We start from the raw sequence: 26236 nt of genomic DNA, 5'->3' as shown, positions 1-26236 counted from the left end.
ATTTAGTTTAAAATGTGTAATTTTGCAACCCGAATCGAATAACGGAAAAATAGGATAAATCAATATATCATGGAATCGAATAAAATTCGCCAGGCTTTTCTCGACTTCTTCGAGTCGAAGGGGCATGTTATCGTGCCTTCGGCCCCGATGGTCGTCAAGGGCGACCCCACGCTGATGTTCACCAATGCGGGCATGAACCAGTTCAAGGATATTTTCCTGGGCAATGCGCCCCGCAAATATCCGCGTGCGGCCGATACGCAGAAATGTCTGCGCGTGTCGGGTAAGCACAACGATCTGGAGGAGGTCGGCCACGACACCTACCACCACACGATGTTCGAGATGCTGGGTAACTGGTCCTACGGCGATTACTTCAAGAAAGAGGCGATCGAATGGGCCTGGGAGTTGCTGCACGATGTCTACGGGCTGCCCGCGGAGCGGATGTACGCCACGGTGTTCGAAGGTTCCCAGGAGGACGGCGTGCCGTTCGACCAGGAGGCTTACGACTACTGGCTCCAGTTCCTTCCGGCCGACCACATCATCCGCGGCAACAAGCACGACAACTTCTGGGAGATGGGCGAAACGGGTCCCTGCGGCCCCTGCTCGGAGATTCACTTCGACCTGCGCGACGAAGCGGAGGTGGCCCTCAAGCCGGGCCGCGAGATGGTCAACACGAGCCATCCGCAGGTGATCGAAATCTGGAACCTCGTCTTCATGCAGTTCAACCGCAAAGCCAACGGTTCGTTGGAGGACCTGCCCGCGCGCAATGTCGATACGGGTATGGGCTTCGAACGCCTGTGCATGATCCTGCAAGGCAAGAAATCGAATTACGACACCGATGTTTTCCAGCCCACCATCGGCCGCATTGCCGCGATGTCGGGCAAGAAATACGGCGAGGACCAGAAGGCCGATGTGGCCATGCGCGTGATCGCCGACCACCTGCGTGCCATTGCGTTCTCGATCGCCGACGGCCAGCTGCCGTCGAACGTCAAGGCGGGATATGTCATCCGCCGCATCCTGCGCCGCGCCGTACGTTACGGCTACACGTATCTCGGCTTTACCGAGCCGGCGCTCTGCCGCCTGGTTCCCGGACTGGTCGAGCAGATGGGCGGCCAGTTCCCCGAACTGAAGGCGCAGCAGTCGCTGATCGAGAAGGTGATCGAGGAGGAGGAAGCCTCCTTCCTGCGTACGCTGGCCACGGGTATCAACCTGCTGGACGGCGTGATTTCCAAGACCAAAAGCGAAGGCAAGGAACTCATTTCGGGCAAAGACGCTTTCGAACTTTACGATACTTTCGGCTTCCCGATCGACCTGACGGAACTGATCGCCCGCGAACAGGGGGTCGGTGTGGACCTCGCTGCGTTCGAGAAGGAACTGCAGGCCCAGAAGGAGCGTTCGCGCAACGCCGCCGCCGTCGATACCGACGACTGGGTGGAGTTGTTCCCGATCCGCGAGAGCGTTTTCACGGGTTACGACACGCTGACCGAGAAGGTCCGTATCGCCCGCTACCGCCGCGTTACCTCGAAGGGTAAAACTTCTTACCAACTGGTTTTCGACCGTACGCCGTTCTACGGCAATTCGGGCGGCCAGATCGGTGACATCGGCTTTATCGAGAGCGCCAACGAGCGCATCCCGGTCGTCGCCACCGAGAAGGAGAACGGCCTGATCATCCACATCGTCAACCAGCTCCCGGAGAATCCCGAGGCCGGGTTTACGGCGAAGGTAGACCCCGAGAAACGACAGGCCGCGGCCAACAACCATACCGCTACGCACCTCATGCACGAGGCTTTGCGCAAAGTGCTCGGTCAGCATGTCGAGCAGAAGGGTTCGATGGTTACGCCCGAAATCCTGCGCTTCGACTTCTCGCATTTCCAGAAGGTTACGACTGAGGAGTTGCGCGAAGTGGAACAGCTTGTCAACCGGGCTATCCGCGCCAACTATCCGCTCGAGGAGAACCGCGAGGCGACCAAAGAGGAGGCTGAGAAGTGCGGCGCGATGATGCTCTTCGGCGAGAAATACGGCGACAAGGTCCGCATGGTCCGCTTCGGCTCTTCGGTCGAGCTGTGCGGCGGTACGCACACCAGTGCTACGGGTAATATCGGCCTCTTCAAGATCCTTTCGGAGAGCGCTATTTCGGCCGGCGTGCGCCGCATCGAGGCCGTTACGGGCGAGCAGGCCGAGAAGGTCCTCTACGCCGCCGAGGATACGATGCGCAATATCGCCGAGTACCTCAATAACCCGCAGGTCATGCAGGCTGTGAAGAAGATGCTCGAAAGCAACGAGACCCTTTCCAGGGAGGTCGAGTCCATGCGCCGCGAGCAGGTGGCCCAGTGGGCCGACAAGATCGCCGCTTCGACGCCCGAGCGTCACGGCATGCAGGTTTTCGCCACGCAGACCGATCGCCGTCCCGACTTTGTGAAGGATTTGGCCTACAACCTGCGGCAGCGTTCGCCCAAACTGGTCTTTGTCGTCGGTTCCGTCTGGGAGGAGAAGCCGACGCTGACGGTGATGCTGGGCGACGAGATCACGGCCCACGGCGTGAACGCCGGAGCCGTCGTACGTGAGGCCGCAAAACTCATCCAGGGCGGCGGAGGCGGACAGGCTTTCTTCGCAACGGCCGGCGGCAAGAATCCCGACGGCTTGCAGGCCGCCATCGACAAGGCTGTGGAGCTGATCGGGGCGCAGGTGAAATAATTGTGTGGTTTCCGTCCGCATTCCGGTCGCGATGCGATAAGCCCTTCCCGAGGGAAGGGTTTGGGATGGGGTCAGACTTGTAAACGGCGCCACAGGCGACGAATACAGCCTCCGGAGGCAATAAAACGGTAGTAATTAAAACAGAGTAAGATATGAATAACAAGGTATTACTTATGATTCTCGACGGCTGGGGAAACGGCCGTCACGATAAAGCGGACGTTATTTCGACCGTACATCCCGAATACATTTCGGCCATGACGGCGAAATATCCCCATGCCGAACTGCGTACCGACGGCGAGAACGTCGGTCTGCCCGACGGACAGATGGGTAACTCGGAGGTGGGCCACCTCAATATCGGGGCCGGCCGCGTGGTTTACCAGGACCTCGTGAAGATCAACCGCGCCTGCCGCGACAACTCGATCATGCAGAACGCCGAGGTGAAGGCCGCGTTCGAGTACGCCAAAAAGAACGGCGTGAACGTTCATTTCATGGGACTGGTTTCGGACGGCGGCGTGCACTCCTCGCTGGAACACCTCTTCAAACTCTGCGACATCGCTGCCGAGTACAAAATTGAAAATACCTTCGTGCACTGCTTCATGGACGGTCGTGATACCGACCCGCGCAGCGGCAAGGGGTTCGTTGCCGATCTGGAAAAACACATGGCGGCATCGACGGGCAAAATCGCCACTGTCATCGGTCGTTACTATGCCATGGACCGCGACAAGCGCTGGGAGCGTGTAAAAATCGCTTACGACGCGCTGGTGAACGGCGTTGGCGAGCGCTCGTCGGACATGGTCGAAGCTGTCCAGAAGTCCTATGACGAGGGCGTTACGGATGAGTTTATCAAGCCTTTCGTGCGTATCGACGAGAACGGACAGCCTGTCGGCATGATCCGTCCGAACGATCTGGTGATCTTTTTCAACTACCGCAACGACCGCGCCAAAGAGCTTACGGTCGTGCTGACGCAGGAGGACATGCCCGCTGAGGGAATGCACACCCTGCCGCTTTACTACTGCTGTATGACTCCCTACGACGCCAAGTTCACGGGCCTGCACATCCTTTTCGACAAGGACAACGTGCCCAACACCATCGGTGAGTACGTTTCGAAGCAGGGTCTCAGCCAGTTGCGCATCGCCGAGACCGAGAAATACGCCCATGTGACGTTCTTCCTGAACGGCGGCCGCGAGGAGAAGTTCGAAGGCGAGGAGCGGATTCTGGTAGCTTCGCCCAAAGTGGCTACCTACGACCTCCAGCCCGAAATGTCGGCTCCGGAAGTGGCTGACAAACTGGTTGCCGCTCTCAACGAGCAGAAGTTCGATTTCATCTGCCTGAACTTCGCCAACGGCGACATGGTAGGCCACACGGGTATCTACGAAGCTATCGAGACGGCCGTGAAAGCTGTCGACAAATGTGTGGCGAAGGTTGTCGAGGCAGCCAAGGCCAACGGTTACGAGGTCGTGCAGATCGCCGACCATGGCAACGCCGACAATGCCGTCAATGCCGACGGTACGCCCAATACGGCGCACTCGCTCAACCCCGTGCCCATCGTGGTGGTTTCCGACCGCGTGAAGGCCGTGCACGACGGCATCCTGGCCGACGTAGCTCCTACGGTGCTGAAACTGATGGGGCTGGAGCAGCCTGCCGAGATGACGGGAAAAGCCCTGGTGGAACTGAAATAACAGGAAACCCTTCCTGCCTGAAAAAATCCCGCTCGGAAAGAGCGGGATTTTTTGTTTGCCGGGCCATTTCGGAATGAACAGGCGACGGATTATGTGCGTCTGTTACTCTTCGGCAACCATTGTTTTGAATTCTTCGACCCATATCGGAATCAGTTGCAGGGAATATGCAATTTGGGTTTCCGTATTCGCCTGGTTGTCGGAGATGAACTCCATGCTGATGGAGTAGTAGTTTTCCGGGTTACTCCGGGAAGCTATACACTTGGCGATAAATTTGTTCCGGTTGAAGGCATTCGATTTTTCCAGCAATTTTTCGTATGGGATTTCCGTCTTGAAAGCTGTGGTTACCTGGACAACGTTGCAGCCGATCCCGACCTCTCTTGCGATCGCGTAGCAGGTAATTCCCTGTACTTTAAAAGCAATATGTCCGTCCTCGTCGGTTGTCGGGGTGTAGCCTTCGCTTTTCAGATAAGAGCGGATGATGTCCTGTGTGCTCTGTTGTGCCTGCAGTGTGAAAAACGTTCCGGCGAGCAGAAGCAGAACGAGTGATAATTTCTTCATATTTTTCGTTTTGATGGGTTTTGTGCTCAGAAAATAGCGGCTTACTGTTCGTATAATTCGATGAATTCGTAGGAATTGCCGACGGCCGTGAGGTATTTCAGGAACTCTTCGCGCGGGATGACTACCGTCGCCCGGTTGTCGTTGGGGTGGAACGAGTAGGCGGGGCAGTCGCGCAGGTTGGCGTCGAGGAACAGGTGGACGTGGTTGTCCGGATCGTTGATCAGCCCGAAGGGCGACACCGAGCCGGGCCGCAATCCCAGCCAGCGTTCCATACGCTGCTCCGAGGCGAACGACAGTTTGCCCTGCCGCAGGCGCGCTTCGAGGTCGTGAATGGCCAGCGACCGCTCCGAATCGAATGAGACGAGGTAGTGGCGGTTGCCCTTGTGGTTGCGGAAAAAGAGGTTCTTGCAGTGCTTCGAGCCGTCGTCGCGCCACCATTGACGGGCTATTTCGATGGTCGGGGCTTCGGGGTGTTCGTACCACTCGTATCGGATACCGTGGGCGTCGAGAAAATCGAAAACAGGTTGTTTGCGGTCCATGGTTCAGGCATTAAAACGTCCGCGCAGGCGCAGGGACGACAGTGAGGTCGGGTTTGTCATCTGTCAGTTAGGGGTTTGGGTGTAGAAGTCCTTGATATTTTGTGCGATGCAGTCTACGAGTACTTTGAGCGACTCGATGGCAGACCAGGCGTTATGAGGCGAGAGCAGCAGGCGGTCGGGATTGCGCAGCGCGAGCAGCGGGTTTCCCGGTTCAATCGGTTCGTGGGCGAAAACGTCCAGTCCGGCTCCGGCCAGCCGGTCGTTGTCGAGGGCTTCGGCCAGCGCCGCTTCGTCGACGATGCCGCCGCGCGCCACGTTGATCAGGATGGCCGAGGGTTTCATCTGCGCCAGTTCGCGTACGCCGATCAGTCCGCGGGTCTTTTCGGTGAGCGGAGCGTGGATCGACACCACGTCGGCCCATGCCAGCAGTTCGCAGAGCGGCAGGGCGGGGTAGTCCTCCCGGCGGGCAACGCCCGAGGTGGAGGTGTAACGGACTTCGCATCCCAGTGCCTCGGCAATGCGGGCCACGTTGCGGCCGATGTTGCCCATGCCGACGATGCCCCACTTCGAACCATAAAGCTGGTGGGTGGCGGGTCCGTAGTGGAACTGCTGTCCGCTCGCAGCATACTGCGCCTTGACGTAACGGTCGTAATAGAGAATTTGGCGGCGGAGTCCGATTGCCGCGCCGATGGTGGTCTCCGTAACGGCATGCGTCGAGTAACCCACGGCATTTTTCACCGTGACGCCCAGTTCGGCGGCGGCTTCGAGGTCGATGTGGTTCATGCCCGTCGCCGCAATGCAGATCAGCCGCAGCCGGGGCAGGGCCTGCATGGTTTCGCGGCGGAAAGGTACTTTGTTGGTGATTACGATGTCGGCTTCGCGGCAGCGGTCGAGCACCTCTTCGCGGCGGGTGGCCGGGTAGCCCGTGTAGCTGCCCAATGCCCGGAGCGGTGCGAGGTCGGCGCTTCCGAGGCTCGATTCGTCCAGAAAAACGATATTTGCTTCCATGATTATTGTCAGTTATTTGTAGTTCGTTATTTTATTTTCGGTCTTGGCTGCACCCTTGATTGCCTTTCGGGGAATGTAGCCGGTAATCGGAGGTCGGTTATTCCAGTTCCCCGATCAGACCGCGGATCACCACCGATGCGCATCCGATGCCGAAAAGCGCCGGGATGTAGGAGATCGTCCCGACGTTCGACTTTTTGTTCTGCTCTTCGCAGAGGATCATCGCCCCCTCGCGCATCGGCTCGGGCGAGAATACGGCCCGGAAACCCTTGCGGATGCCTATTTTGTGGAGCCGCTTGCGCAGCATGTGGGCCAGCGGGCAGTGGTGGGTTTTCGAAATATCGGCGATTTCGAGTTTCGTGGGGTCGGTCTTGGCCCCGGCGCCCATCGAACTGACGATCGGCAGGCCCCGTTCCAGTGCGGCGGCGATCAGCGCCAGCTTGGGGGAAAGGGTGTCGATGGCGTCCACTACGTAGTCGTACCGTGCGGCGTCGAGCAGGATATAGGTCTCCTCGTCCTTGATATATTTGTTGACCACCGTGAGTTCGATCCCGGGATTGATGTCGCGCAGGCGCTCGGCCAGCACGTCGGCTTTCGACCGGCCGATGGTCGAGTGGAGGGCCACTAACTGGCGGTTGATATTGGTGACGTTCACCACGTCTGCGTCGGCGATGGTCATGCGGCCCACGCCCGCCCGGGCGATCATCTCCGCGGCATAGGCTCCTACGCCGCCCAGTCCGACCACGAGCACGCGGGCATTTTTCAGGAGGCCCAGTTTCTCTCTGCCGAGCAGTAAATCCGTTCTTTCCAGCCAGTTGTCCATGTAGTTATCCGAATATCCGTTTGTAGTTTTCCAGTGTCGCCTGTTGCAGCACCTCTGTCGTAACACCTTTTGCTCCCGCCGCACGGACGTATACGTCTTCGATCGGGACAGGGCTGTCGTCCGTTTCGAGGAAAAGCTGCGACAGGGGTGTTTCGCGCAGCGCCGCGAGGGTCTTGGGCGAAGCGAACGCCCGTTCCCCGAACGAGAGGTAATATCCTTTTGCCAGCGCTTTGCGGGCCTGCTCGGGCGAACCGATGAATCCGTGGAAGATTACGGCACGCGGGCTGCATGCTGCCAGTTCGCGCATCAGGGGTTCGAAAGCCTTTACGCAATGGAGCACTACGGGCAGGTTTCGCTCACGGGCCAGCCGGAGCTGGGCGCGCAGGGCCTCCAACTGTGCCGCGCGGTCGGCGCCGCGTACGAAATCCAGCCCTGTTTCGCCGATGGCCTGCGCCTCGCCTAAGCGTTCGCCGAGCGTCGCAATATCCTGCATGTCAGCATTCCAAGGGTGTATTCCCTCCGTACGGAGTTCGATTCCCGAACCGGTCGGGCGATGGGTGTGTATGTTGACATAGGGGAGCATAGCGCAGGCAAATTTAGGAATTTTAACGGGAGCATTGCGAATTTGGGGCCAATTTTTTAACGCCGGACCCGGCCGTCCGGCCGTCGTCTCTCCGGCAGACTTTCCGGCGGTCGTTTTTGTCCCGGATTCTTCCGTTATTCTTTCGGATCGCAAGCATTCGAAAGATTCTTATTTTGACCCGAAAGCGGCCGTTTTAAATCTTAAGTAAATTTAAGAAATAATGGTTTATGCATAGGGAATTTCGGGAAAAAATTTGTACTTTCGCACGCGAATTAATTGTTAGTACACTAACAGCCGAACTTAAATTCCAAACATAACAATCAAAATCATTAACCATGTCGAAAATCATTACACTACGCAAGGGTTTAGACATCAATCTGGTGGGCAAACCCCAGGAGTCGCTCGCGGACGCACCGCAGGCTTCGGAGTATGCCCTCTCGCCCCTCGATTTCGAGGGCGTGACTCCCAAGCTGCTGGTTAAGGAGGGGGATCGGGTGAAAGCCGGCACGCCGTTGTTCTTCAACAAGACCAACGAACGTGTGCTTTTCACGTCGCCCGTCAGCGGCACGGTGGCCGCCGTCAACCGCGGTGAGAAACGCAAGATTCTCAGCGTGACGGTGACTCCCGACGCCACCCAGGAGTACGAGGAGTTTCCGAAGACCGACCTCGGGTCGGCTTCGCGCGACCAGATCGTCGAACTGCTGCTCCGATCGGGCCTTTGGCCGATGATCGTGCAGCGTCCTTACGGCATTATTGCCGATCCCAGCGACACGCCGAAAGCGGTCTTCATCTCCGCCTTCGACTCCGCACCGCTGGCCCCGGACTACAACTTCGTCCTCAAGGCCGAACAGAAGAACCTCCAGACGGGTATCGACGTGATGCGCAAGCTCACCCCGGGTAAAGTGCACCTCTCGGTGCGCGCCAAGGCCGAAGGCCAGATGTCTTCGCTCAAGGGCGCCGAGCTGCACACCTTTGCCGGAAAACACCCCGTCGGCAACGTCGGTGTGCAGATTCACCACGTAGATCCCGTAAACAAGGGCGAAGTGGTGTGGACGGTCAATATCCAGGATCTGGCCATCATCGGCCGCCTGTTCAACGAAGGCCGTGTCGACATGACGAAGATTATCGCCGTAGCCGGCTCGGAGATCGAGCGTCCGCAGTACGTCCGCGTCGTTGCGGGCGCCAAGGTCGACTCGATCCTCAAAGGCAATGTCAAGAAACAGAAGGAGGGCGACCATGTCCGCATTATTTCGGGCAATGTGCTCACGGGCACGAAGACCCCGGCCGACGGTTACATCGCCTTCTACGCCAATCAGCTGACTGCAATCCCCGAGGGCGACAAGTACGAACTGCTGGGCTGGGCGCTGCCCCGTTTCGGGAAGTTCTCCGTATCGCGCGCCTACTTCTCGTGGATCTGCCCGAAGAAAGCTTACGATCTCGACACCAACCTGAACGGCGGTGAACGCCCGTTCGTCGTGACGGGGCTCTACGAGCAGTACCTGCCGATGGACATCTATCCGATGTATCTCCTGAAGGCCTGCCTCGCCGGCGACATCGACAAGATGGAAAACCTCGGCATTTACGAAGTCACGGAAGAGGACTTCGCGCTGTGCGAGTTCGTCGATCCCTCGAAGATCGAGATTCAGCAGATCATCCGCGACGGTATTAACTTAATGATCAGGGAGGCATAAAGATGGGACTGCGTAAATTAATGGATAATATCAAGCCCACCTTCTCCAAAGGAGGTAAACTGGGCTTTCTGGAGTCGACGTTCGATGCATTCGAAACGTTCCTCTTCGTACCCAACACCACTACCTCGAAGGGCGCGCATATCCGCGACTGCAACGACATGAAACGTACGATGATCATGGTCGTCGTGGCGCTGATGCCGGCGTTCTTCTTCGGTTGCTACAATACGGGTATCCAGGTCGGATTGGAGGGCTTCACGGCTTTCTTCTACGGTCTGGTGCGTGTGCTGCCGATGGTCTGCGTTTCGTATATCGTGGGTCTGGGCATCGAGTTCGGATTCGCACAGGCGCGCGGCCACGAGGTCAACGAGGGTTTCCTCGTTTCGGGTCTGCTGATCCCGATGATCATGCCGGTGTCGACTCCGCTCTGGATGGTGGGACTTTCGACGGCTTTCGCCGTGGTCTTCGGTAAGGAGGTTTTCGGCGGTACGGGTATGAACGTCTTCAATCCCGCGCTGCTGGCGCGTGCCTTCGCCTTCTTCGCCTACACTCCTTCGATGTCGGGCGAGACGGTCTGGTATTCCGACTGGACGATGATGGGCGCACATGTCGACGGCATCACGGGCGCAACGGCCCTCGAGCAGCTCTCGACGACCGGCGCCATGGCCTACTCGCCGCTGGACGCTTTCCTGGGCTTTATCCCCGGATCGTTCGCCGAGACTTCGACGCTGGCCATCCTCATCGGCGCTGCGATCCTTCTCTTCACGGGCATCGCTTCGTGGCGTACGATGGTTTCGGTATTCGTCGGCGGACTGGCGATGGGCTACCTGTTCCAGGCGCTCGGCGTGACGACCTATCCCGCCTGGTGGCATCTGATCGTCGGCGGTTTCGCCTTCGGTGCGGTCTTCATGGCTACGGACCCCGTGACCTCGGCCCAGACCAACAAGGGCAAGTACATCGTGGGTCTGATGACCGGAGCGCTGGCCGTGCTGATCCGCGTGGTGAACCCGGCCTATCCCGAAGGCATGATGCTTTCGATCCTCTTTATGAATGCGCTGGCGCCGCTGGTGGACTACTACGTGGTCGAGGCCAATATTTCGCGCCGCAAGAAACGTGTTAAACTCGTAAAATAGGGGAGACTATGGCAACTAAAAAATTCAGATGCAATGTCTGCGGCTATATCCACGAAGGAGACGCCGCGCCCGCTAACTGCCCTGTCTGCGGAGTTCCCGCTTCGGAGTTCACGGAACTGAAGCAGGAGAAAAAGGGTCTGCTGAGCGACAAGAACGGCAACGCCTATATTATTATGTACTCGACGGTGATGGTCGTCGTCGTGGCCGTGTTACTGGCCGTGGCGGCCCTTGCCCTCAAACCCCGTCAGGATGCCAACGACCTGAACGAGAAGAAGCAGAACATCCTCGCGTCGCTCTCGGCACAGGATCAGTCCTACGACGAGTATATCGACGCCTATGTCGTGGACAAGGACGGTAAGCGGATCGACGGCGAAGACGTTTTCGCGCTGCTCAACGACCTGCCGGGAACCTTCGAAGCGGGCAAGTTCCCGGTCTTCGAGGCCAAGGACGGCCGCGTGGTCATTCCCGTAACGGGCATGGGCCTCTGGGGCCCGATCTGGGGCTATGTGGCGCTTGAGAAGGACATGGATACCGTAGCCGGTATCATCATGGCCCACAAGGGCGAGACCCCGGGCCTCGGCGCCGAGATTTCGACGCCCAAGTACCAGGCCAATTTCGTCGGCAAAACGATCTTCGACGGCGACAAGTTCGTCTCGGTGAAGCTCCGCAAGGGCGGCGCCAAGGACCTCGCGCACGAGGTAGACGCCATTTCGGGCGGTACGAAGACCTCGGACGGCGTGACGGCGATGCTTCAGAACAGCCTCTCGAACTACCTGCCCCTGCTGGAGGCCAAGCGTACCGCTGCGGCTCCCGTTTCGGCAGAAGTGTCTAACGAAGAAAATGTAGAAAACAATGAGTAAGATGGAAAAAGAGCCTTTGTTTTCGGCTAAGAACCTGAAATTCCTGACGGGACCGTTCTCTGCGAACAACCCGGTCATCGTGCAGATCCTCGGTATCTGCTCGGCGCTGGCCGTCACCGTACAGCTCAAGCCCGCCATCGTTATGGCATTGTCCGTTACGGTCGTTACGGGATTCTCGAACCTCGTGATGTCGCTGCTGCGCAACGGCGTTCCCTCGCGTATCCGCATCATCGTCCAGCTCGTCGTTATCGCCGCGCTGGTAATTCTCGTCGACCAGGTGCTCAAAGCCTTCGTTTACGAAGTCTCGAAGCAGTTGTCGGTTTACGTCGGCCTGATCATCACCAACTGTATCGTCATGGGCCGCGTGGAGGCTTTCGCCCTCGCCAACAAGCCCTGGGCTTCGTTCCTCGACGGTATCGGCAACGGTTTCGGTTACGGCCTGATTCTGGTGATCGTGGCCTTCTTCCGCGAGCTTTTCGGTTCGGGCAGCCTTCTGGGCTTCCGCATCATCCCCGAGAGCTGGTACATGGCCGAGGGCGGCTTCTATTCGAACTGCGGACTGATGCTCTTCCCGCCGATGGCGCTGATCATCGTGGGCTGCATCATCTGGGTGCACCGTTCGCGTAACAAGGACTTACAGGAAAAATAGGAGGATAACGTATGGAATCATTGAATATCTTTATCCGGTCGATCTTTATCGACAACATGGTCTTCGCCTTCTTCTTCGGCATGTGTTCCTACATCGCCGTGTCGAAAAGCGTGAAGACGGCCCTGGGACTCGGCGCTGCCGTTACGTTCGTGATGGTGATGACCGTCCCGCTGAACTACCTCTTGTACGAATACGTGCTGAAGGCCAATGCGCTCATCGAAGGCGTGGACCTGAACTTCCTGTCGTTCATCGTCTTCATCGCCACCATCGCGGCTTTCGTGCAGTTGGTGGAGATGATCGTCGAGAAGTTCTCGCCGACGCTTTACAGCCAGTTGGGAATCTTCCTGCCGCTGATTGCCGTGAACTGCGCCATCATGGGCGGCTCGCTGTTCATGCAGCAGAAGGTCGACGGCGGCGAGCTTTCGACGCTCTGGCAGTCGATCGTCTACGGCCTGGGTTCGGGCCTGGGCTGGTGGCTGGCGATCGTGATGATGGCCGCCATCCGCGAGAAGACGACCTATTCGCATATCCCCGCGGCGCTCAAGGGCCCCGGCATCGCCTTCATCATCACCGGTCTGATGGGCATTGCCTTCATGATCTTCTCGGGCATTCAGTTCTAACCTTTAAAAAGAGATTCTGAAAAAATGACTACAACGATTTTAATAGCGATCGCAGCCTTTCTGGTGATCACGCTCGTGCTGGTCGCACTGCTTCTCTATGCGAAGGCGAAACTGACCTCTTCGGGCGATGTGACGATCGACATCAACGGCGGCGAGAAGGTCATCACGACCGAAAGCGGCTCGACGCTGCTCGCGACGCTGGCCAACAACAAGGTGTTCCTGCCTTCGGCCTGCGGCGGCGGCGGTTCGTGCGGCATGTGCAAATGCCAGGTGCTCGAAGGCGGCGGCGACATCCTGCCCACCGAAACGGGCTTCATCTCGCGTAAGATGGCCAAGGACCACTGGCGTCTGGGCTGTCAGGTGAAGGTGAAGGAAAATATGAAAATCCACGTCGAAGAGGCTGTCCTGGGCGTTAAGAAGTGGGAGTGCGAGGTGGTCTCGAACCGCAGCATTTCGACCTTCCTCAAGGAGTTCGTCGTGAAACTGCCCGCGGGCGAGAACCTCAAGTTCCGCAGCGGCGGTTACATCCAGATCGACATTCCGAAATACGACGCCATCAAGTTCTCCGACATGGACATCGAGCCGCAGTTCCGTGAGGACTGGGACAAGTTCAAGATGTGGGACCTGGTGACCACCAACCCCGAACCGACGTTCCGCGCCTATTCGATGGCCAACCACCCGGCCGAGGGCAACATCATCATGCTCAATATCCGTATCGCTACGCCTCCGTTCGATAAGGCTACGGGCGGCTTCATGAAGGTCAACCCGGGTATCTGCTCGTCGTATGTCTTCTCGCGTAAACCGGGCGACAAGGTGACCATTTCGGGCCCCTACGGCGAGTTCTTCCTGCCGGACAACCTGCCCGATACGCAGGAGCTGATCTTCATCGGCGGCGGTGCGGGCATGGCTCCGATGCGCAGCCACCTGATGCATTTGTTCAAGACCGAGAAGACCGGCAAACCGGTGTCGTTCTGGTACGGCGCGCGTGCCCTGAAGGAGGTTCCCTACCTCGACGAGTTCCACCAGATCGAGAAGGATTTCCCCAACTTCAAGTTCAACCTTGCGCTCGACCGTCCCGATCCCGCGGCAGACGCCGCCGGGGTGAAATACACGCCGGGCTTCGTGCACAACGTGCTTTACGAGAATTACCTCAAGAACCACCAGGCTCCCGAGGACTGCATCTACCTCATGTGCGGACCTCCGATGATGATTGCATCGGTTGTCAAGATGCTGGACAACCTCGGCGTGCCGCCGGAGAATATCCTCTACGACAACTTTGGTTCGTAACGGGGACGATGATTCGCAAAACGCCGCAGGCGTGTAAATGAAGAGGAGGGAAGTTTTGAATTTTTTCGGAGACTTCCCTCCTCTTCGTTTATTTATTCCCGTAGGGATTTGCAGATCATAGCCGCGTGCTGCCGAAGCCCCGGAGCGGGGCCGTCGCGGACGGAGACGGCGACGTGAAAAGCGGCGGTGGCGGTGCGGTTTCCGGCGAAGTGGGATCCGGATGTATTTTTGGAGGTTTCCAAATTTGGCGGACCGGAAATAAAACCGTAAATTCGGAAGAATTCCGAATATTGAGCTATGAGACTTTTCTTACCGTTCGTCATGCTGTTGCTGGCGCTCCCCCTATCCTCGCAGGCCAAGCCAAAGAGGTATAAAATGGACTATTATCGGGTCTGTTTGGAGTCTGTCGAGGTCGCGAACGCCCCGGAAGGCGTTATCGGCAATCCCGGGAATGAGCAGGGTTTCACGACGCCCGTGTACCGGGATTCCGTAATCCGCATCGTTTTCACCTTTGAACCTACGCATGTCGATTTTTTTCTGTCCAATGAAAGCGACTCCAATTTCCGGATCATCTGGGATGACGCCGTTTTCGTGGATGGAATTTCGAATACCGGGGAGGGCGTATTTCACCGGGGCGTGAGGTTGCTCGACAGACACGATGCACAGGTTCCTTCCGTGGTCGTGAAAGGAACCGGCATTTCGGAGTCGATCGCCGTTAAGAGCCGGGTTTTTTACAGTTACGACCTCCGGCGGTGGGTATTCAAGAATCTGCTGCAGGATGCGGATAAACTCACCCGGATAGAGATATCGTTGCCGATTGAAACCGCCGCAGGGCGGCGGGACTACCTGTTCGTGTTTTCCGTCCGCTGGGAGAACCGGAAGGTCAAAGCCGAGTTCGAAGGGGGCCGGTGGTTTTACGTGTCTGAAAAATAACCGCTTTCGTCCGCGGCGATTCCGGGTCTCGGACCTTGTATATCCCCGTCAGGAGCAGCGCCGAGGCTTCGGCGGTCGGTACAGTGCATCCGAAAACACCCCGCAAGGTCCTGCGACCTGCGGGGTGTTCCGTGTGAAATGCAGAATACGCTACTCGATACCCTCGAACAGATAGGGCGCGTAGTTGTATCCTTCGGCTTTGTAGATGGCTGCCAGCGCGGGAATCCGCCGTACGAAATCGTTGTAATCCTTGCGGTCATAGGCCCAGCCCACTTCGGAGAGGGCTGCCATACGAGGAAGTACCATGTGCTGGACGTGTTTGATGTCTGCGATGTACTCTGTCCAGAGGTTGCACTGCACACCCATGATCTGTTTCTGCTCTGAAAGCGTCAGTTGATCGCAGGGGTCGAGGCGGTAGGCCTGCCGTACCGAGACGTAACGGGTATTGCCCAGCGGTTCGTAACGCTCGGGATCGGAGGTCTGGCTGTAATCGAAATAGCAGTACCATTTGGGCGTCATGATCACGGGATTTCCCTTTCGGGCCGCCTTGATGCCCGGTTCTATGCCGTTCCACGACATGATGTTCGCGGTTTTTGAGATGCCGCCCTGCAGAATCTCGTCCCAGCCGATGATTTCCCGGCCGTGGGCGTGCATCCAGCGTTCGATGCGGTGGACGAAGTAGCTCTGCAACTCGTATTCGTTTTTGAGCTCCTCCTCGCGGATGCGCTGCTGGCAGTGGGGACATGCTTTCCAGCGGCCTTTGGGGCATTCGTCGCCGCCGATGTGGATGAGTTTCGAAGGGAAAAGTTCGAGCACCTCCGTAAGCACGTTCTCGATAAATTCGAACGTCGTCTCCTTGCCTGCGCAATATACGTCGTCGCTGATACCCCAGTGGGTCCATACGGCATAGGGGCCTCCCGTGCAGCCGAGCCACGGGTAGGCCGTCAGGGCCGCCAGCCCGTGTCCGGGCACTTCGATCTCGGGAATCACCTCGATATGGCGATCTGCGGCGTAGCGGACGATCTCGCGAATCTCCTCCTGGGTGTAGAAACCGCCGTAGGGCTTACCGTCATAAACACCTTCCTTGTTCTTGTCGTAACGGCCGACGAGCGTTTCGGCACGCCGGGACCCGACCTCTGTGAGCAGCGGGTATTTTTTGATCTCGATCCGCCAGCCCTGGTCGTCGGTCAGATGCCAGTGGAAACGGTTGATCTTGTGCAACGAGAGAATGTCGATGTAGCTTTTTACGTCTTCGACCGGAAAGAAATGGCGGCAAACGTCGAGCATCGCTCCGCGGTAGGCGAACGAAGGCTTGTCGCGGATGATGCAGGCGGGAATTTCGCCGCCTGCGATCAACTGCTGGAGACTCCGCAGGCCGTGCAATACGGCCTGTGGGGTCGATGCGGTGACCGAAATGCCCCGTTTGGTGACTTCGAGCCGGTATTCCTCGGTTTCGTATCCGGGTTGCAGTTGCAGCGTCACGGCATGTTTTACGGGCGCGGTGGTGACGGCTGGAATTGTTCCGGTGAGTTTCCCGGCTGCAACGGCGAAAATCTCCGCCGAAGTGCGCAGCCGCTCGTCGGCGATGACGATCGGGGTGCGCGGCGTCAGACGGAACGAGCCCGGCAGTTCTTCGACCGAGGCGGGGCGCGGAACGATGCGGATACGGCTGTCGCAGGCGGCGAAACCCGGCAGGACGGCCAGGATGGCAAGGATCAGGAATAAAAGGTATTTCACGATTTTGTTTCTGGTTGAGCGGTTTAAAAGCCCCCGCCTGTAAGAGGCTTGCAGGCGGGGTGCTTCCGGTTGATTTTATTTGTTGTAGCGGACGCCGATGTAGGAGAAGGCGATCTCTCCCGTCGAGATGATCTGGTTGTCGAATTCGTCGTCTTCCTTACCGCCGGCTTTCTGGTTGGCGGCTGAGAAGCGGATGCAGACATCCTCCTTGCCGAGCAGTTCGAGCGGCAGGGGTATGTTGACGTACTTGTAGCCGGCACATTGCCAGTACAGGGTCAGCGACCAGTTCACGATGTCGGGAACCTGGAATTCGGTGATCGGGTTCCAATCGTCGCGGTTGTTGTCGCCGTGTTCCGACCAGTCGACCTTGATGTAGCGGGGGCCTCCGATGACGCGGTTCTGAATGGCCACTTGCAGCGAGAGCACGTTGGTCGAGATGCCCTGTGTCGAGAAGTGGAGCAGCCACGCTTCGCTGCGGTCGGTTTCGGTGTTCCACCATTGGCACTTGTTGGTCCAGGCCGAGAAATCCGCGCTCGAGACATTTCCTTTGCCGTCGTCGTTGGTTCCTTTGTCGGTGCACATCTGTTTGCCGTTCTCGACGACGCCGTTTCCGTTGATGTTACCCGTGTGGATGCCCGACGTGGGACCCTCCTTGTCGAGGTTGTCCTTGTTGCCGATGGGGCCGAGGTAGCTCGGGTCGCTTACTCCCCAGCCTGCGTCGCCCGATTTCTCGTCGGGGAGAGTGAAGGTCAGGTAGCCGTTGTCGCCGGTCGTGGGGCGGAAGACGCGGCTTTCGAGTTTGCCGTAGCGGTATTCGGTCAGAAGGGCCGAGAAGCTGTTCGCGAAATCTTTCTCCAGCGCAATATCCTCGCGCGTGAGGTGGCGGATCTGGTAGCGGCCGATGTCGCCCATGCCCTGCGAACCCATCCAGACGAAGCGGTCGTGGGTCTCGTGTACCAGTACGCCCGAGATGTCGCCCGAACCGTAGGGCAGCATCTGTCCGTCGCGGCGGTATTTGCAGGTGGTGTTGGTCAGCATGTAGAAGCTGTCGCCGTTCTTGTCGCGCACCAGCATCGGGTATTTCGTTTCGCGGTTGGCTCCGGTGTTGCGGGCATAGCCTTCGTTGATCGGCGTCAGGCTGCCTTTGCGTACGGGCAGTTCACAGTCGGCGAGCGTCACCCACGTGTAGATGTCCATGTCGGTCAGTTCGCTGTAATGTTTGCGCTTCTGCGGGATGTCGGAAGCCGATCCCGAAACCGAAGACATGACCATAGCCGAAGTAACGTTGCTGATGATGTAGCGTTCGGGGTCTACCTCCTGCGTTACCGTCGCGCCCTTGAGCAGGATGCGGACCTTGCTGTAACGTTCGAAGATGTTGTCGTCCTCGGTCGCGGTCTTGATCATGAAGCCCTGCGAACCGTCGAGGCTCTGGATGTAGGCCGTGCGGTAGGTCTCCGTGTAGTCGATCGAAGTCATGGTCTTCATCGAATTCTCGCCGTTGTTGCCGTTACCTATGTCGCTGATGACGCGTCCCTCGATGAAAACGTCGCGATTGACGGGGCCTACCATGTCGCGCACCTCGCCGAACGAAATTTCGTGGCCGAATTCATTCTTGGCGTTGGCCTGCGTGATGTAGACCGTCGACTCGGTGGTGCGGTTCCAGCCGTCGCGGTAGCTGAGCGTGATACGCGCATTGCGCAGGGCCTCGGGGTCGGCGTTGGGTGCGGCCTGAAGGATCAGGAATCCGTTGCTGATGTCGAGGTCCGAGATCCATCCGCCTTCGTCGGAACTCGTGTAGACGATCTGCTGCCCGAGGTCCTCCAGTTCGAGGTTGGTGGTGAGCTGCGCCGTTGCCTGCCCGCCGTCGCCGAGCACCGTGATGCTGCGGGTCGAGAAGCTCAGTTCCGGGCTGATGAAGCCTTCCTGCTTGATATATACGGTGTCGGCACGGTCGCGGGTCCAGAGGCGGATGCCCTCCATGCGGGGGAATCCGTCGTTGGTCGAGATGTGGACCTTGAATAGGTCGTCGCCCGTAAAATGCGTTCCGCGGCCTTCGGTGTCGAGCGTGAGCCAGCCGTTGTCGGGGTTGATCAAAGCGATGTCGTAGGGTTGGTTGGAGAGTACCGGTATGTTTACGGTGCCGCTTTTCCAGGGGCCTATGATCTCTTTCTTGACGGGTCCGAATTCGGAGACGCGGGTCTCCTCGCCGTTGTCCTTTTCGCAGGCCGTGAGCATCAGTCCGCCCAGCAGCGGGAGCAGCAGTTTCCGGCAGCGTGATTTTATCTGTTTCATCATGTTCGAAATTAGGTTTTACCGCTTCGGCGGGGGAGGGAACGCCCTCCCCGCCGGGGCGATTTATTTGTTACTCTTTACGGCTATGGTTCCGAAACGCATGGGCGAACGCTTGTTGGTCGCCATGCCGGAGGTGATCGTGCCTGTGTCGCCCTGGTCTACCGTGGCGGTGTTCGAGGCGATGCACTGCGTACTTCGGGCCTTGATCAGCAGCGTGACTTCCGGCTGGTTGCGCAGGGCGTCCGGCAGGATGAACACGCGGTCGGCATAACCCGGCGTCGCGCAGTAGGTCATCGTTGACGCCCAGAAGACGAACGGACGGGCGCAGAAGCCCGATTCGGGCGCTACGGTGAAATTCACCCCGTCGGTCGAGTATTCCACCTGCCAGTGAACGGGGCCGTAGATGCTCGTGCCGCCGGCGTTGCCCTGCGAGTTGGTGAAGTTGAGCGAGAGGTTCTCGCCGGCGCCCTCGGTCGAGAATTTCAGGGCCACGGCATAGCCCGTGTTTTCGTTGAAATTCCACCAGTAGGTGTTTTCGAATTTCAGGGCGTTTTTGCTGTTCAGTCCGGCGCCTGTCGTGAGTCCGTTATACTCGTTGTCCAGCGCATTGGTAGCCGCAGGGTCGGTGCACCAGAGCGATCCGCTGCCCAGGTCCGGGGCGATCGTGCCGTCGGTATTGGTCTTGATCGCGGCGTCGTTCCAGTTCCACTCCACGAGTGTCTTGCGGTTGGACGAGGATTCCGAGGCGGCGAGTTCGATCTCCTCCTTTTCCAGTACGCGGACCGAATAGCGGCCGATGTACCCCTCGTTGGTGTAGCCGTAGCGGGGCTGGAGGTCGTGGACGATGATGCCGCTGAGCGTGCCTTTGCCCTTGGGCATGCCGCTTCCGTCGCGGCGCCAGGGAGTCTTGTTGTTGACGAGCATCGAGATCGTGCCGCCGTTCTTGTCGCAGAGCGCGCGGGGTACGCAGCTGACGAAGTTCGCCGTGCCGAAGTAGCCTTCGTTGACGTTGGTGTAGCTGCCGTCGGGCAGGGCGAATTCGACCTCCTTGAGCGAAACGTAGGTGTAGATGTCCTCGTCGGTGAGCTGGCCGATCGACTTTTCCTTGCGGATGAGATCGCTGGCCGTGCCGGGCGTTTGGCTGACGATGTTGGCCGCCGTAAGTCCGCTGAGCGTATACCGCTCGGGGTTGGCCTCCTTGGTGAGGGTCACGCCGTTGAGTGCGATCTTTACCTGCGAGTAGCGTTCCAGCGTGTTGTCCGACGCCGCATTGAGCTGCAACCGGTAGCCGTAGCTGCCGTCGAGCATCTGCACGTAGGCCGTCTTGGCGTTTACCGTATAGTCGGTGGCGTTGGGCGCCGAGTTGGGCGTCGACTCCACGTTGGCGTTGTCCTTGTCGCTGATCACGATGCCCTCGAAGAAGGCCTCGGGGTTGTTGATTACCACCTGGCCGCTTTCGCCCTTGATCAGCGTGCGGTAGTCGGCCTCGTAGGTCTGCTCGACGATGAACGGCGCGACGGGCGTGAGCGTTCCGGTCCCGTTCGGGAGCGTGAAGGCGATCGACGCGCTGCGCGGAGCCTCCGAGTCGTTCTCCTTTACGTCGAACGACAGTGTTTTGTCTTCGAGCGTGATGTTCTCGATCCAGCCTGTCGACGCCTCGTTGTAGGTCGGCGTGCAAACGACGCTGGCGAGCAGGCTGCCCAGGTTGTGCTTCAGTTCCGCCTTGATGGTCGTGGCCTTGCGCGTGGTTTTGGCGCGGTCGGGTGTGAAGGTCATGAAGGCCTGCTCGGTCGCCTGCGTGACGGTCAGCGTAACGGCGTGTTTCTTCTCTTTGGCGTCGATGTAGGTCAGCGTGATCTCAGCCTGTCGCTTGCGCGGCGAGGTGTTCTCCAGCGTGCTGAACGTGACGGCGTCGGTGCCGATTTCGAGGTTTTCGATCCACTCCTGGTCGGGCTCGGGAGTTTCGTCGTCGTCCTCGTCGGGGATCACCGAATAGACGATCGTATCCTTGATCTGCCTGTAATCCTCCTTGAGGTTGTTCTCCATGCCGACGCTGAGGTCCCACGGGTTGCTGAAAATCTCGATGCGGCTCTCCTTGAGCGACAGGATGGGGTCTTTGCCCTCCTGCGTCATGCGGATTACCTGTTCGCCGCCGCCGCGGTTGAAGAGGATGTCCACAGTGCGGGGTACGCCGTAGTTGGCGGCGTATTTGAAGGTGATCCATCCGTTGCCTTCGCCGCCCAGGCGGTCGATCGTCGCCCAGTCCACGTCTTCCGACAGGCGGGCCGACCATTCGCCCGTGGAGTAGATCCGCACCTGGGTGGAACCGGCGTCCGCGGTCAGCGTGTATTTGTTGGAATCCACATTCAGCGGAAGGTCCATGGCCGAATCCATCTCGCATCCGGTCAGCAGGAGCAGCGTCGTGACAAGGGGCAGGATGCCCGTGCGCCACGCTTTGTAGATGCTGTCTGTAAGTCTATTTTTCATCGTTGTGCTTTTTTATTCGTTCCGGGGGCTTACATGCCGTATTGGTTGTAGGCCTTGTTGTCGAGCGCACCGCCCGAATAGACGACCTCCTTGTCGGGGATCGGGTAGTATTCGTGGCAGGGAAGGATGTTGTCCTTGAGCGTGGCGTAGTTGGTGTAGTCGTAAGTTATCTGATACCAGATTCCCCAGCGCACCAGGTCGAATTTGCGCTGGAACTCGCCCAGCAGTTCGCGGCCGCGTTCCTTCTGGATTTCTTCCTTGAGCGACTCCATGTTCTTGTAGGTGTAAGCCGTGATTCCGGCGCGCTCCTTGACCATGTTCAGGTAGCGGATCGACTCGTCGACGTTCTCCTGCTCGGCATAACACTCCGACATCATCAGGATGGCGTCGGCATAGCGGAATATCTTCTGGTTGGTGAAGTCGGCGGTGTTCTGCATGCCCGGACACCAGAATTTGGGGCCGAGCCACGGACGGGTTCCCACGTTGCTGAAGGGCTTGCCGTCGTATTCCCACGCCATGTTCAGCGTTTTGCGTTTGTCGTTGCCCTTTTTGGTCTGGAGACCGTCGCAGAAGTAGCTGTTGGGGCGCATGGAGGTCCAGGTGGTCATGGCCGTGCCCATTTCGGGAATCTCCACGCCGTCGTATACGCCTTTGCCGTTGTGGCTCGGGGTGGTGATGGCCGCTACGTTGGTCGTGACGGCCAGTCCGCCGGGGGTGTAGGTGCGCTGCACTTCGAAGATCGACTCCGGGGTGTTCTTGTTGCGGAACATGATGTCTTCGAGCGGATACTGTTGCAGGTCGCCGTAGATTTTCTCCAGTTCGCCGAGCGCTTCGAGGGCGTCTTCCCAACGATGGTTCCACTGCGCGAGTTTGGCGATCATCATCCAGCCCATCGCGGCGCCCATACGGTTGTCGCTGATCTCCGACGAACGCACCTGGTCCATGGAGGGCACGTAGCGCTGTAATTCGTCGATCAGGTAATCGCGGGTGTCCTTCGCCGGCATGCGGCCCATGTGGGCGATCTCCATCATCACCTTGTTGTCCGAGACCTCCTTGGTGTAGAAGGGCACGTCGCCGAAGACGCAGGTCAGCAGCCAGTAGTAGTAGGCCCGGAGCACCATGCCTTCCGCCAGCAGCGGTTTTTTATCCGCCTCCGACGCCTCTTCGATGTCGCTCAGGGGCGAACGTTCGATGGCGGCGATGGTCGAGTTGCAGTACATCACGCCTTTGTAGCACTGGGTCCATATCTTCGCGCCGTTGAGCGGTTTTGCGGGGGATATGTCGAGCTGGGCGTCCTTGGTTCCCGAGGCGATGTACATCAGGTCGGTCACGCCTTCGGTCATGATCAGGAAGCAGTAGTCGTAGATGCTGTTGATCGGGATGTAGCAGGCGTTCAGGCCCGCCAGGCACTGCGCCCGGGTCTTGTAGTAATCCTTGGGCCCTACGAACGACGTGGGGTGTTCGTCCAGGTCGCACGCGCTGAGCAGCAGGGCGGCCGTTGCCGCCAGCATCAGCAGGTATTTTTTCAGGAAACAGAATGTTTTCATGGTTTTGGCAGTGTTAGTATCTTAACTGAAGGCTGAAAATGATGGTCCGGGGCTTGGGGTATGCACCGATGTCGACACGCCTCAGGGCCGAATTGGAACTCGAAGTCGAAACGTCGGGATCGAATCCGTTGTATTTCTTCCACAGGTAGAGGTTCTCGCCGCTGACGCTTATCCGGATGTCCTTCAGGCGGTTCTTAGTCGCCTTGCGCAGGTCGAAGGTGTAGCTCGCCGAGATGTTCTTCAGTCGCAGGTACGAGGCGTCGTGCACCATGCGGTCGCTGGGCAGTGCGTCGTAGCTGCCGGCCATCGGCAGGTTCGAATCCGGATTGCGGACCGGATGCCAGGCGTTTTGCATGTAACGGTACTGGTTGGTGTAGGGCGAACCGTTACCCATCCAAAGTTCCGCGACATTGTAAATCTTGCCGCCGATCGAGTAGTTGAAGTAGATGCCCAGCGTAAAGTTGTGGATGTTGAACGTGTTCTGAATACCGCCGTAAACGTCCGGGTCGGCCGATCCGAGGTACACCAGGTCGTCGCTGTTCAGTGCCCCGTCGTGGTTGATGTCCTGGTAGCGGGCGTATCCGGGCTTGAAGGTGTTGCCGCTGGCTGAGGCGTAGGCCTTGGTTATCTTGTTGCGGTTGACCTCCTGCTCGTTGTGCCATACGCCGCCGTAGCGGAATCCCCAGAGTGCATTGAGCGTATAGCCTTTCTTGTAGCCGTACATCATGTAGGTGGTTCCCGACGACGAAGGCGACGAGTAGGCGGTCACGAAATCCTCCGAGGCGATATCGTCTACCATCTGTTTGTTGCGCGAAAGGGTGAGGCTCGTCGACCACTGGAACTTCGGACGGACGATGTTGCGGCTCTCGAACGTGAGCTCCCAGCCTTTGTTGGTCGTGCGTCCCGCATTGGCGAAGTAGTTGGTGTAACCCGTCTGCGAGGCGACCTGTACGGTCAGCAGCAGGTCGCGGGTCTTGATCAGGTAGGCGTCGGCCGTGACGTTGAACCGTCCGCCGAACAACGAGATGTCGGTTCCCACCGTATACTGGTCGGAGGTCTCCCACGTCAGGTCGGGCGATGCGAGGCGCGAGGGATAGACCGCCAACTGCTGCGTGCCGCCCAGCAGGTAGCCGCTCGTCGAGTTGCCGACGGCCGCCAGCGAACGGTAAGCCGAGATGGCGTCGTTTCCGGTGCGTCCGAGGCTGGCGCGCAGGGCCAGTTCGTCGATCCATTTGGCTTTTTGCAGGAACTTCTCGTTGGCGATATTCCACCGGATGGCCGCCGAGGGGAAGAAACCCCATTTCTTGTTGGCCGCGAAGTTCGAGGCGCCGTCGTAACGGGCCGTGAACGTGATGTAATAACGCTCCTTGTAGTTGTAGTTCAGTCGTCCCAGTACCGACATCTTGGTCCAATCGGTGTGGTTGGAGCTGATCGAGGTGTTCTGCTTGTCGGGAACCGCAGCCATGTTGTTCCAGGTGAGTTCGTCGAGGGTGTATCCGCGGCCCGTGACACTCAGGTTGTTGTCGTACTTGATCTGCGCGGTGTAGCCGGCCAGCACGTCGAAATTGTGGCCGCTCTGGGGCCGGAGTTCGTAGTAGACGGTGTTTTCGTTCAGGAAACTCGTTTCGTCGTACTCGTCACGCGAGGCGTAGCCGCCTTCGTTCTCCTTCTTGGCGGGCAGGTAACCGGGTTCGTAGTAACGTCCGTGGCGCTGGTAGGAGTAGTAGGTGAACTGGCTCCGTACTTTCAGCCCCTTGACGGGCGTAACTTCGGCGTAGGCGCTGTTGTTGAGCGAAATGCGCCGTGCGTTTTTGAGACAGTGGTCGAGCATGATGCGCGGGTTGTTGAATTTCTGTCCCGAGTACCACAGGTCGTTCATGCTGGACGTGGGGGTGAGGAACGGGCTGAGGAAGACGGCGGCGTTCCACCAGTTGGTTCCGCCGATCGTAGCCAGATTCTCGTCCTGGTCGCGGTAGGAGTAGCTCAGGTTCAGGCCTCCTTTGATCCATTTGGCGAACTCGTGGTCGACTTTGAGTCGTACCGAGTAGCGTTTCAGACCGCTGTTGTCGATGATGCCCTGTGTTTCGTTATATCCGGCCGAGGCGTAGTAGGAACTTTTGGCGGTGGCTCCCGAAATCGACAGGTCGTAGTTCTGGTAGAGTGCCGTGCGCGTGATGGCATCGACCCAGTTCGTGCCTTTGCCTTTGGCTTCGGGATTGGGGTAGGGGTATTTCGACATCGGCGAGTCGGGTTCGATTTTATCGTTGCCGTCGGCGCTTGCGAAGAAATAGGCGTAGTCGTTGCGGTAGCGGGCGAACTCCGTGGCGTTCATGATGTCGAGCTGGCGCGGAAGCTGCGAGAATCCCAGGTCGGTCTTGAAGGTGATGCTGGGCCGTCCGTCGACGCCGCGTCCTTTCTTGGTCGTGATCACGATGACGCCGTTCGAGCCGCGTGCACCGTAAATCGCCGTCGACGAGGCGTCCTTCAGCACCGAGATCGACTCGATGTCCGCCGAGTTGATGTCGTTCAGGTCGTGGATGCCGTCGATGATGCCGTCGACGATGATCAGCGGTTCGTTCGAAGCCGAGATCGAGCGCGTGCCGCGGATACGGATCGAGGTCGTGGCGCCCGGCTCTCCGGTCGTGGCCATGATGTCGGCTCCGGCGATACGGCCTTGCAGGGCCTGGTCCACCGATACCACCGGAATGTCCTTGATGTCGCTCATCTTGACGTTGGCCACCGAACCCGTCAGGTCGGTTTTCTTTACCGCGCCGTAGCCGATCACGACGATTTCGTCGATGGTCTGCTTGCTCTGTTCGAGTTTCACGTCGATTTTCGTGCGTGTACCGACCTTTTCGGTCTTGGATTCATAGCCGATATACTGGAACGTCAGCGAAGCGCCTTCGGTAACCTGGATCGAATATTCACCCGTGGCGTTGGTGCTGGCGCCGGTCAGCGTGCCCGTCACCAGTACGGTCGCGCCGATCAGCGGTTCGCCGCTCTGGTCCGTAACCTTGCCCGTTACGGTGTGTTTGGTTCCGCTTTTCTGCGCGAAGGCAGGCGCTGCCGTCAGCGCTCCCGAAACCAGCAGAATCAGGATTATGATATATTGTTTCATGCGAATA

The 26236-nt window shown here is 58.5% G+C and carries 19 protein-coding genes; 9 read left to right on the top strand and 10 right to left on the bottom strand.

Annotated elements, in window-relative coordinates:
- Positions 1 to 69 precede the first annotated feature (69 nt).
- On the top strand, positions 70 to 2691 hold the full coding sequence (gene alaS / locus KG007_RS07615) for an alanine--tRNA ligase (protein WP_213347967.1): 2622 nt from the start codon (positions 70 to 72) through the stop codon (positions 2689 to 2691).
- 152 nt (positions 2692 to 2843) lie between these two features.
- The gene (gene gpmI / locus KG007_RS07610; RefSeq protein ID WP_195460708.1) at positions 2844 to 4370 is read left to right on the top strand and encodes a 2,3-bisphosphoglycerate-independent phosphoglycerate mutase; all 1527 of its coding nucleotides are present in this window, start codon (positions 2844 to 2846) and stop codon (positions 4368 to 4370) included.
- Positions 4371 to 4472: 102 nt separating this feature from the next.
- On the opposite strand, the gene KG007_RS07605 is transcribed toward gpmI, so the two are convergent.
- From KG007_RS07605 to KG007_RS07585, 5 genes are all read right to left on the bottom strand, one after another.
- Positions 4473 to 4928, bottom strand: a complete 456-nt coding sequence (locus KG007_RS07605; protein WP_213347965.1) for a YbjN domain-containing protein — start codon at positions 4926 to 4928, stop codon at positions 4473 to 4475.
- Positions 4929 to 4969: 41 nt separating this feature from the next.
- The gene (locus KG007_RS07600) at positions 4970 to 5467 is read right to left on the bottom strand and encodes a prolyl-tRNA synthetase associated domain-containing protein (RefSeq protein ID WP_195460705.1); all 498 of its coding nucleotides are present in this window, start codon (positions 5465 to 5467) and stop codon (positions 4970 to 4972) included.
- A gap of 63 nt (positions 5468 to 5530) precedes the next feature.
- Positions 5531 to 6475 (bottom strand): NAD(P)-dependent oxidoreductase, encoded by a 945-nt coding sequence (locus KG007_RS07595; protein WP_213347963.1) that lies wholly within the window; start codon positions 6473 to 6475, stop codon positions 5531 to 5533.
- 97 nt (positions 6476 to 6572) lie between these two features.
- Positions 6573 to 7295 (bottom strand): tRNA threonylcarbamoyladenosine dehydratase, encoded by a 723-nt coding sequence (locus tag KG007_RS07590; RefSeq protein ID WP_213347961.1) that lies wholly within the window; start codon positions 7293 to 7295, stop codon positions 6573 to 6575.
- 4 nt (positions 7296 to 7299) lie between these two features.
- The gene (locus KG007_RS07585) at positions 7300 to 7878 is read right to left on the bottom strand and encodes a TatD family hydrolase (protein ID WP_213347959.1); all 579 of its coding nucleotides are present in this window, start codon (positions 7876 to 7878) and stop codon (positions 7300 to 7302) included.
- A gap of 335 nt (positions 7879 to 8213) precedes the next feature.
- Between KG007_RS07585 and KG007_RS07580 the strand changes: the two genes are divergently transcribed.
- The 7 genes from KG007_RS07580 to KG007_RS07550 all read left to right on the top strand — a co-directional run bounded on the left by KG007_RS07580 (position 8214) and on the right by KG007_RS07550 (position 15048).
- Positions 8214 to 9569 carry a Na(+)-translocating NADH-quinone reductase subunit A gene (locus KG007_RS07580; RefSeq protein ID WP_213347957.1) on the top strand — a complete coding sequence of 452 codons (1356 nt, stop codon included), beginning with the start codon at positions 8214 to 8216 and terminating at the stop codon, positions 9567 to 9569.
- 20 nt (positions 9570 to 9589) lie between these two features.
- Complete coding sequence (gene nqrB, locus KG007_RS07575) at positions 9590 to 10699, top strand: NADH:ubiquinone reductase (Na(+)-transporting) subunit B (protein ID WP_195460692.1); 1110 nt, start codon at positions 9590 to 9592, stop codon at positions 10697 to 10699.
- Between the two features lie 8 nt (positions 10700 to 10707).
- Positions 10708 to 11559 carry an NADH:ubiquinone reductase (Na(+)-transporting) subunit C gene (gene nqrC, locus KG007_RS07570; RefSeq protein ID WP_195460690.1) on the top strand — a complete coding sequence of 284 codons (852 nt, stop codon included), beginning with the start codon at positions 10708 to 10710 and terminating at the stop codon, positions 11557 to 11559.
- 1 nt (position 11560) lies between these two features.
- The gene (locus tag KG007_RS07565; protein WP_195460932.1) at positions 11561 to 12208 is read left to right on the top strand and encodes an NADH:ubiquinone reductase (Na(+)-transporting) subunit D; all 648 of its coding nucleotides are present in this window, start codon (positions 11561 to 11563) and stop codon (positions 12206 to 12208) included.
- Between the two features lie 11 nt (positions 12209 to 12219).
- Positions 12220 to 12828, top strand: a complete 609-nt coding sequence (gene nqrE / locus KG007_RS07560; protein ID WP_195460688.1) for an NADH:ubiquinone reductase (Na(+)-transporting) subunit E — start codon at positions 12220 to 12222, stop codon at positions 12826 to 12828.
- Positions 12829 to 12852: 24 nt separating this feature from the next.
- Positions 12853 to 14115 (top strand): NADH:ubiquinone reductase (Na(+)-transporting) subunit F, encoded by a 1263-nt coding sequence (gene nqrF, locus KG007_RS07555; protein WP_195460687.1) that lies wholly within the window; start codon positions 12853 to 12855, stop codon positions 14113 to 14115.
- Between the two features lie 297 nt (positions 14116 to 14412).
- Positions 14413 to 15048, top strand: a complete 636-nt coding sequence (locus KG007_RS07550) for a hypothetical protein (protein ID WP_213347955.1) — start codon at positions 14413 to 14415, stop codon at positions 15046 to 15048.
- Between the two features lie 150 nt (positions 15049 to 15198).
- Here the strand turns inward: KG007_RS07550 and KG007_RS07545 are convergent, their stop codons facing one another.
- The 5 genes from KG007_RS07545 to KG007_RS07525 form a co-directional block, all read right to left on the bottom strand.
- Positions 15199 to 16785, bottom strand: coding sequence for a beta-N-acetylhexosaminidase (locus KG007_RS07545; RefSeq protein ID WP_213347953.1), 1587 nt, complete (start codon positions 16783 to 16785; stop codon positions 15199 to 15201).
- Between the two features lie 75 nt (positions 16786 to 16860).
- A complete protein-coding gene (locus KG007_RS07540; protein WP_213347951.1) occupies positions 16861 to 19080 on the bottom strand; it encodes a BACON domain-containing protein in 2220 nt (739 codons plus the stop codon).
- A 60-nt stretch (positions 19081 to 19140) separates the two neighbouring features.
- Positions 19141 to 21564 carry a BACON domain-containing protein gene (locus KG007_RS07535; protein ID WP_213347949.1) on the bottom strand — a complete coding sequence of 808 codons (2424 nt, stop codon included), beginning with the start codon at positions 21562 to 21564 and terminating at the stop codon, positions 19141 to 19143.
- 29 nt (positions 21565 to 21593) lie between these two features.
- A complete protein-coding gene (locus KG007_RS07530) occupies positions 21594 to 23111 on the bottom strand; it encodes a RagB/SusD family nutrient uptake outer membrane protein (RefSeq protein ID WP_195460677.1) in 1518 nt (505 codons plus the stop codon).
- 13 nt (positions 23112 to 23124) lie between these two features.
- Positions 23125 to 26229 carry a SusC/RagA family TonB-linked outer membrane protein gene (locus tag KG007_RS07525; protein ID WP_195460675.1) on the bottom strand — a complete coding sequence of 1035 codons (3105 nt, stop codon included), beginning with the start codon at positions 26227 to 26229 and terminating at the stop codon, positions 23125 to 23127.
- Positions 26230 to 26236: the final 7 nt, after the last annotated feature.

The sequence above is a fragment of the Alistipes montrealensis genome, from assembly GCF_018362775.1.
GTDB classification, from domain to species: Bacteria; Bacteroidota; Bacteroidia; order Bacteroidales; family Rikenellaceae; genus Alistipes; species Alistipes montrealensis.
The sequence above is the reverse complement of the archived record's forward strand: the minus strand, read 5'-3'. Positions and strand labels throughout refer to the sequence as shown.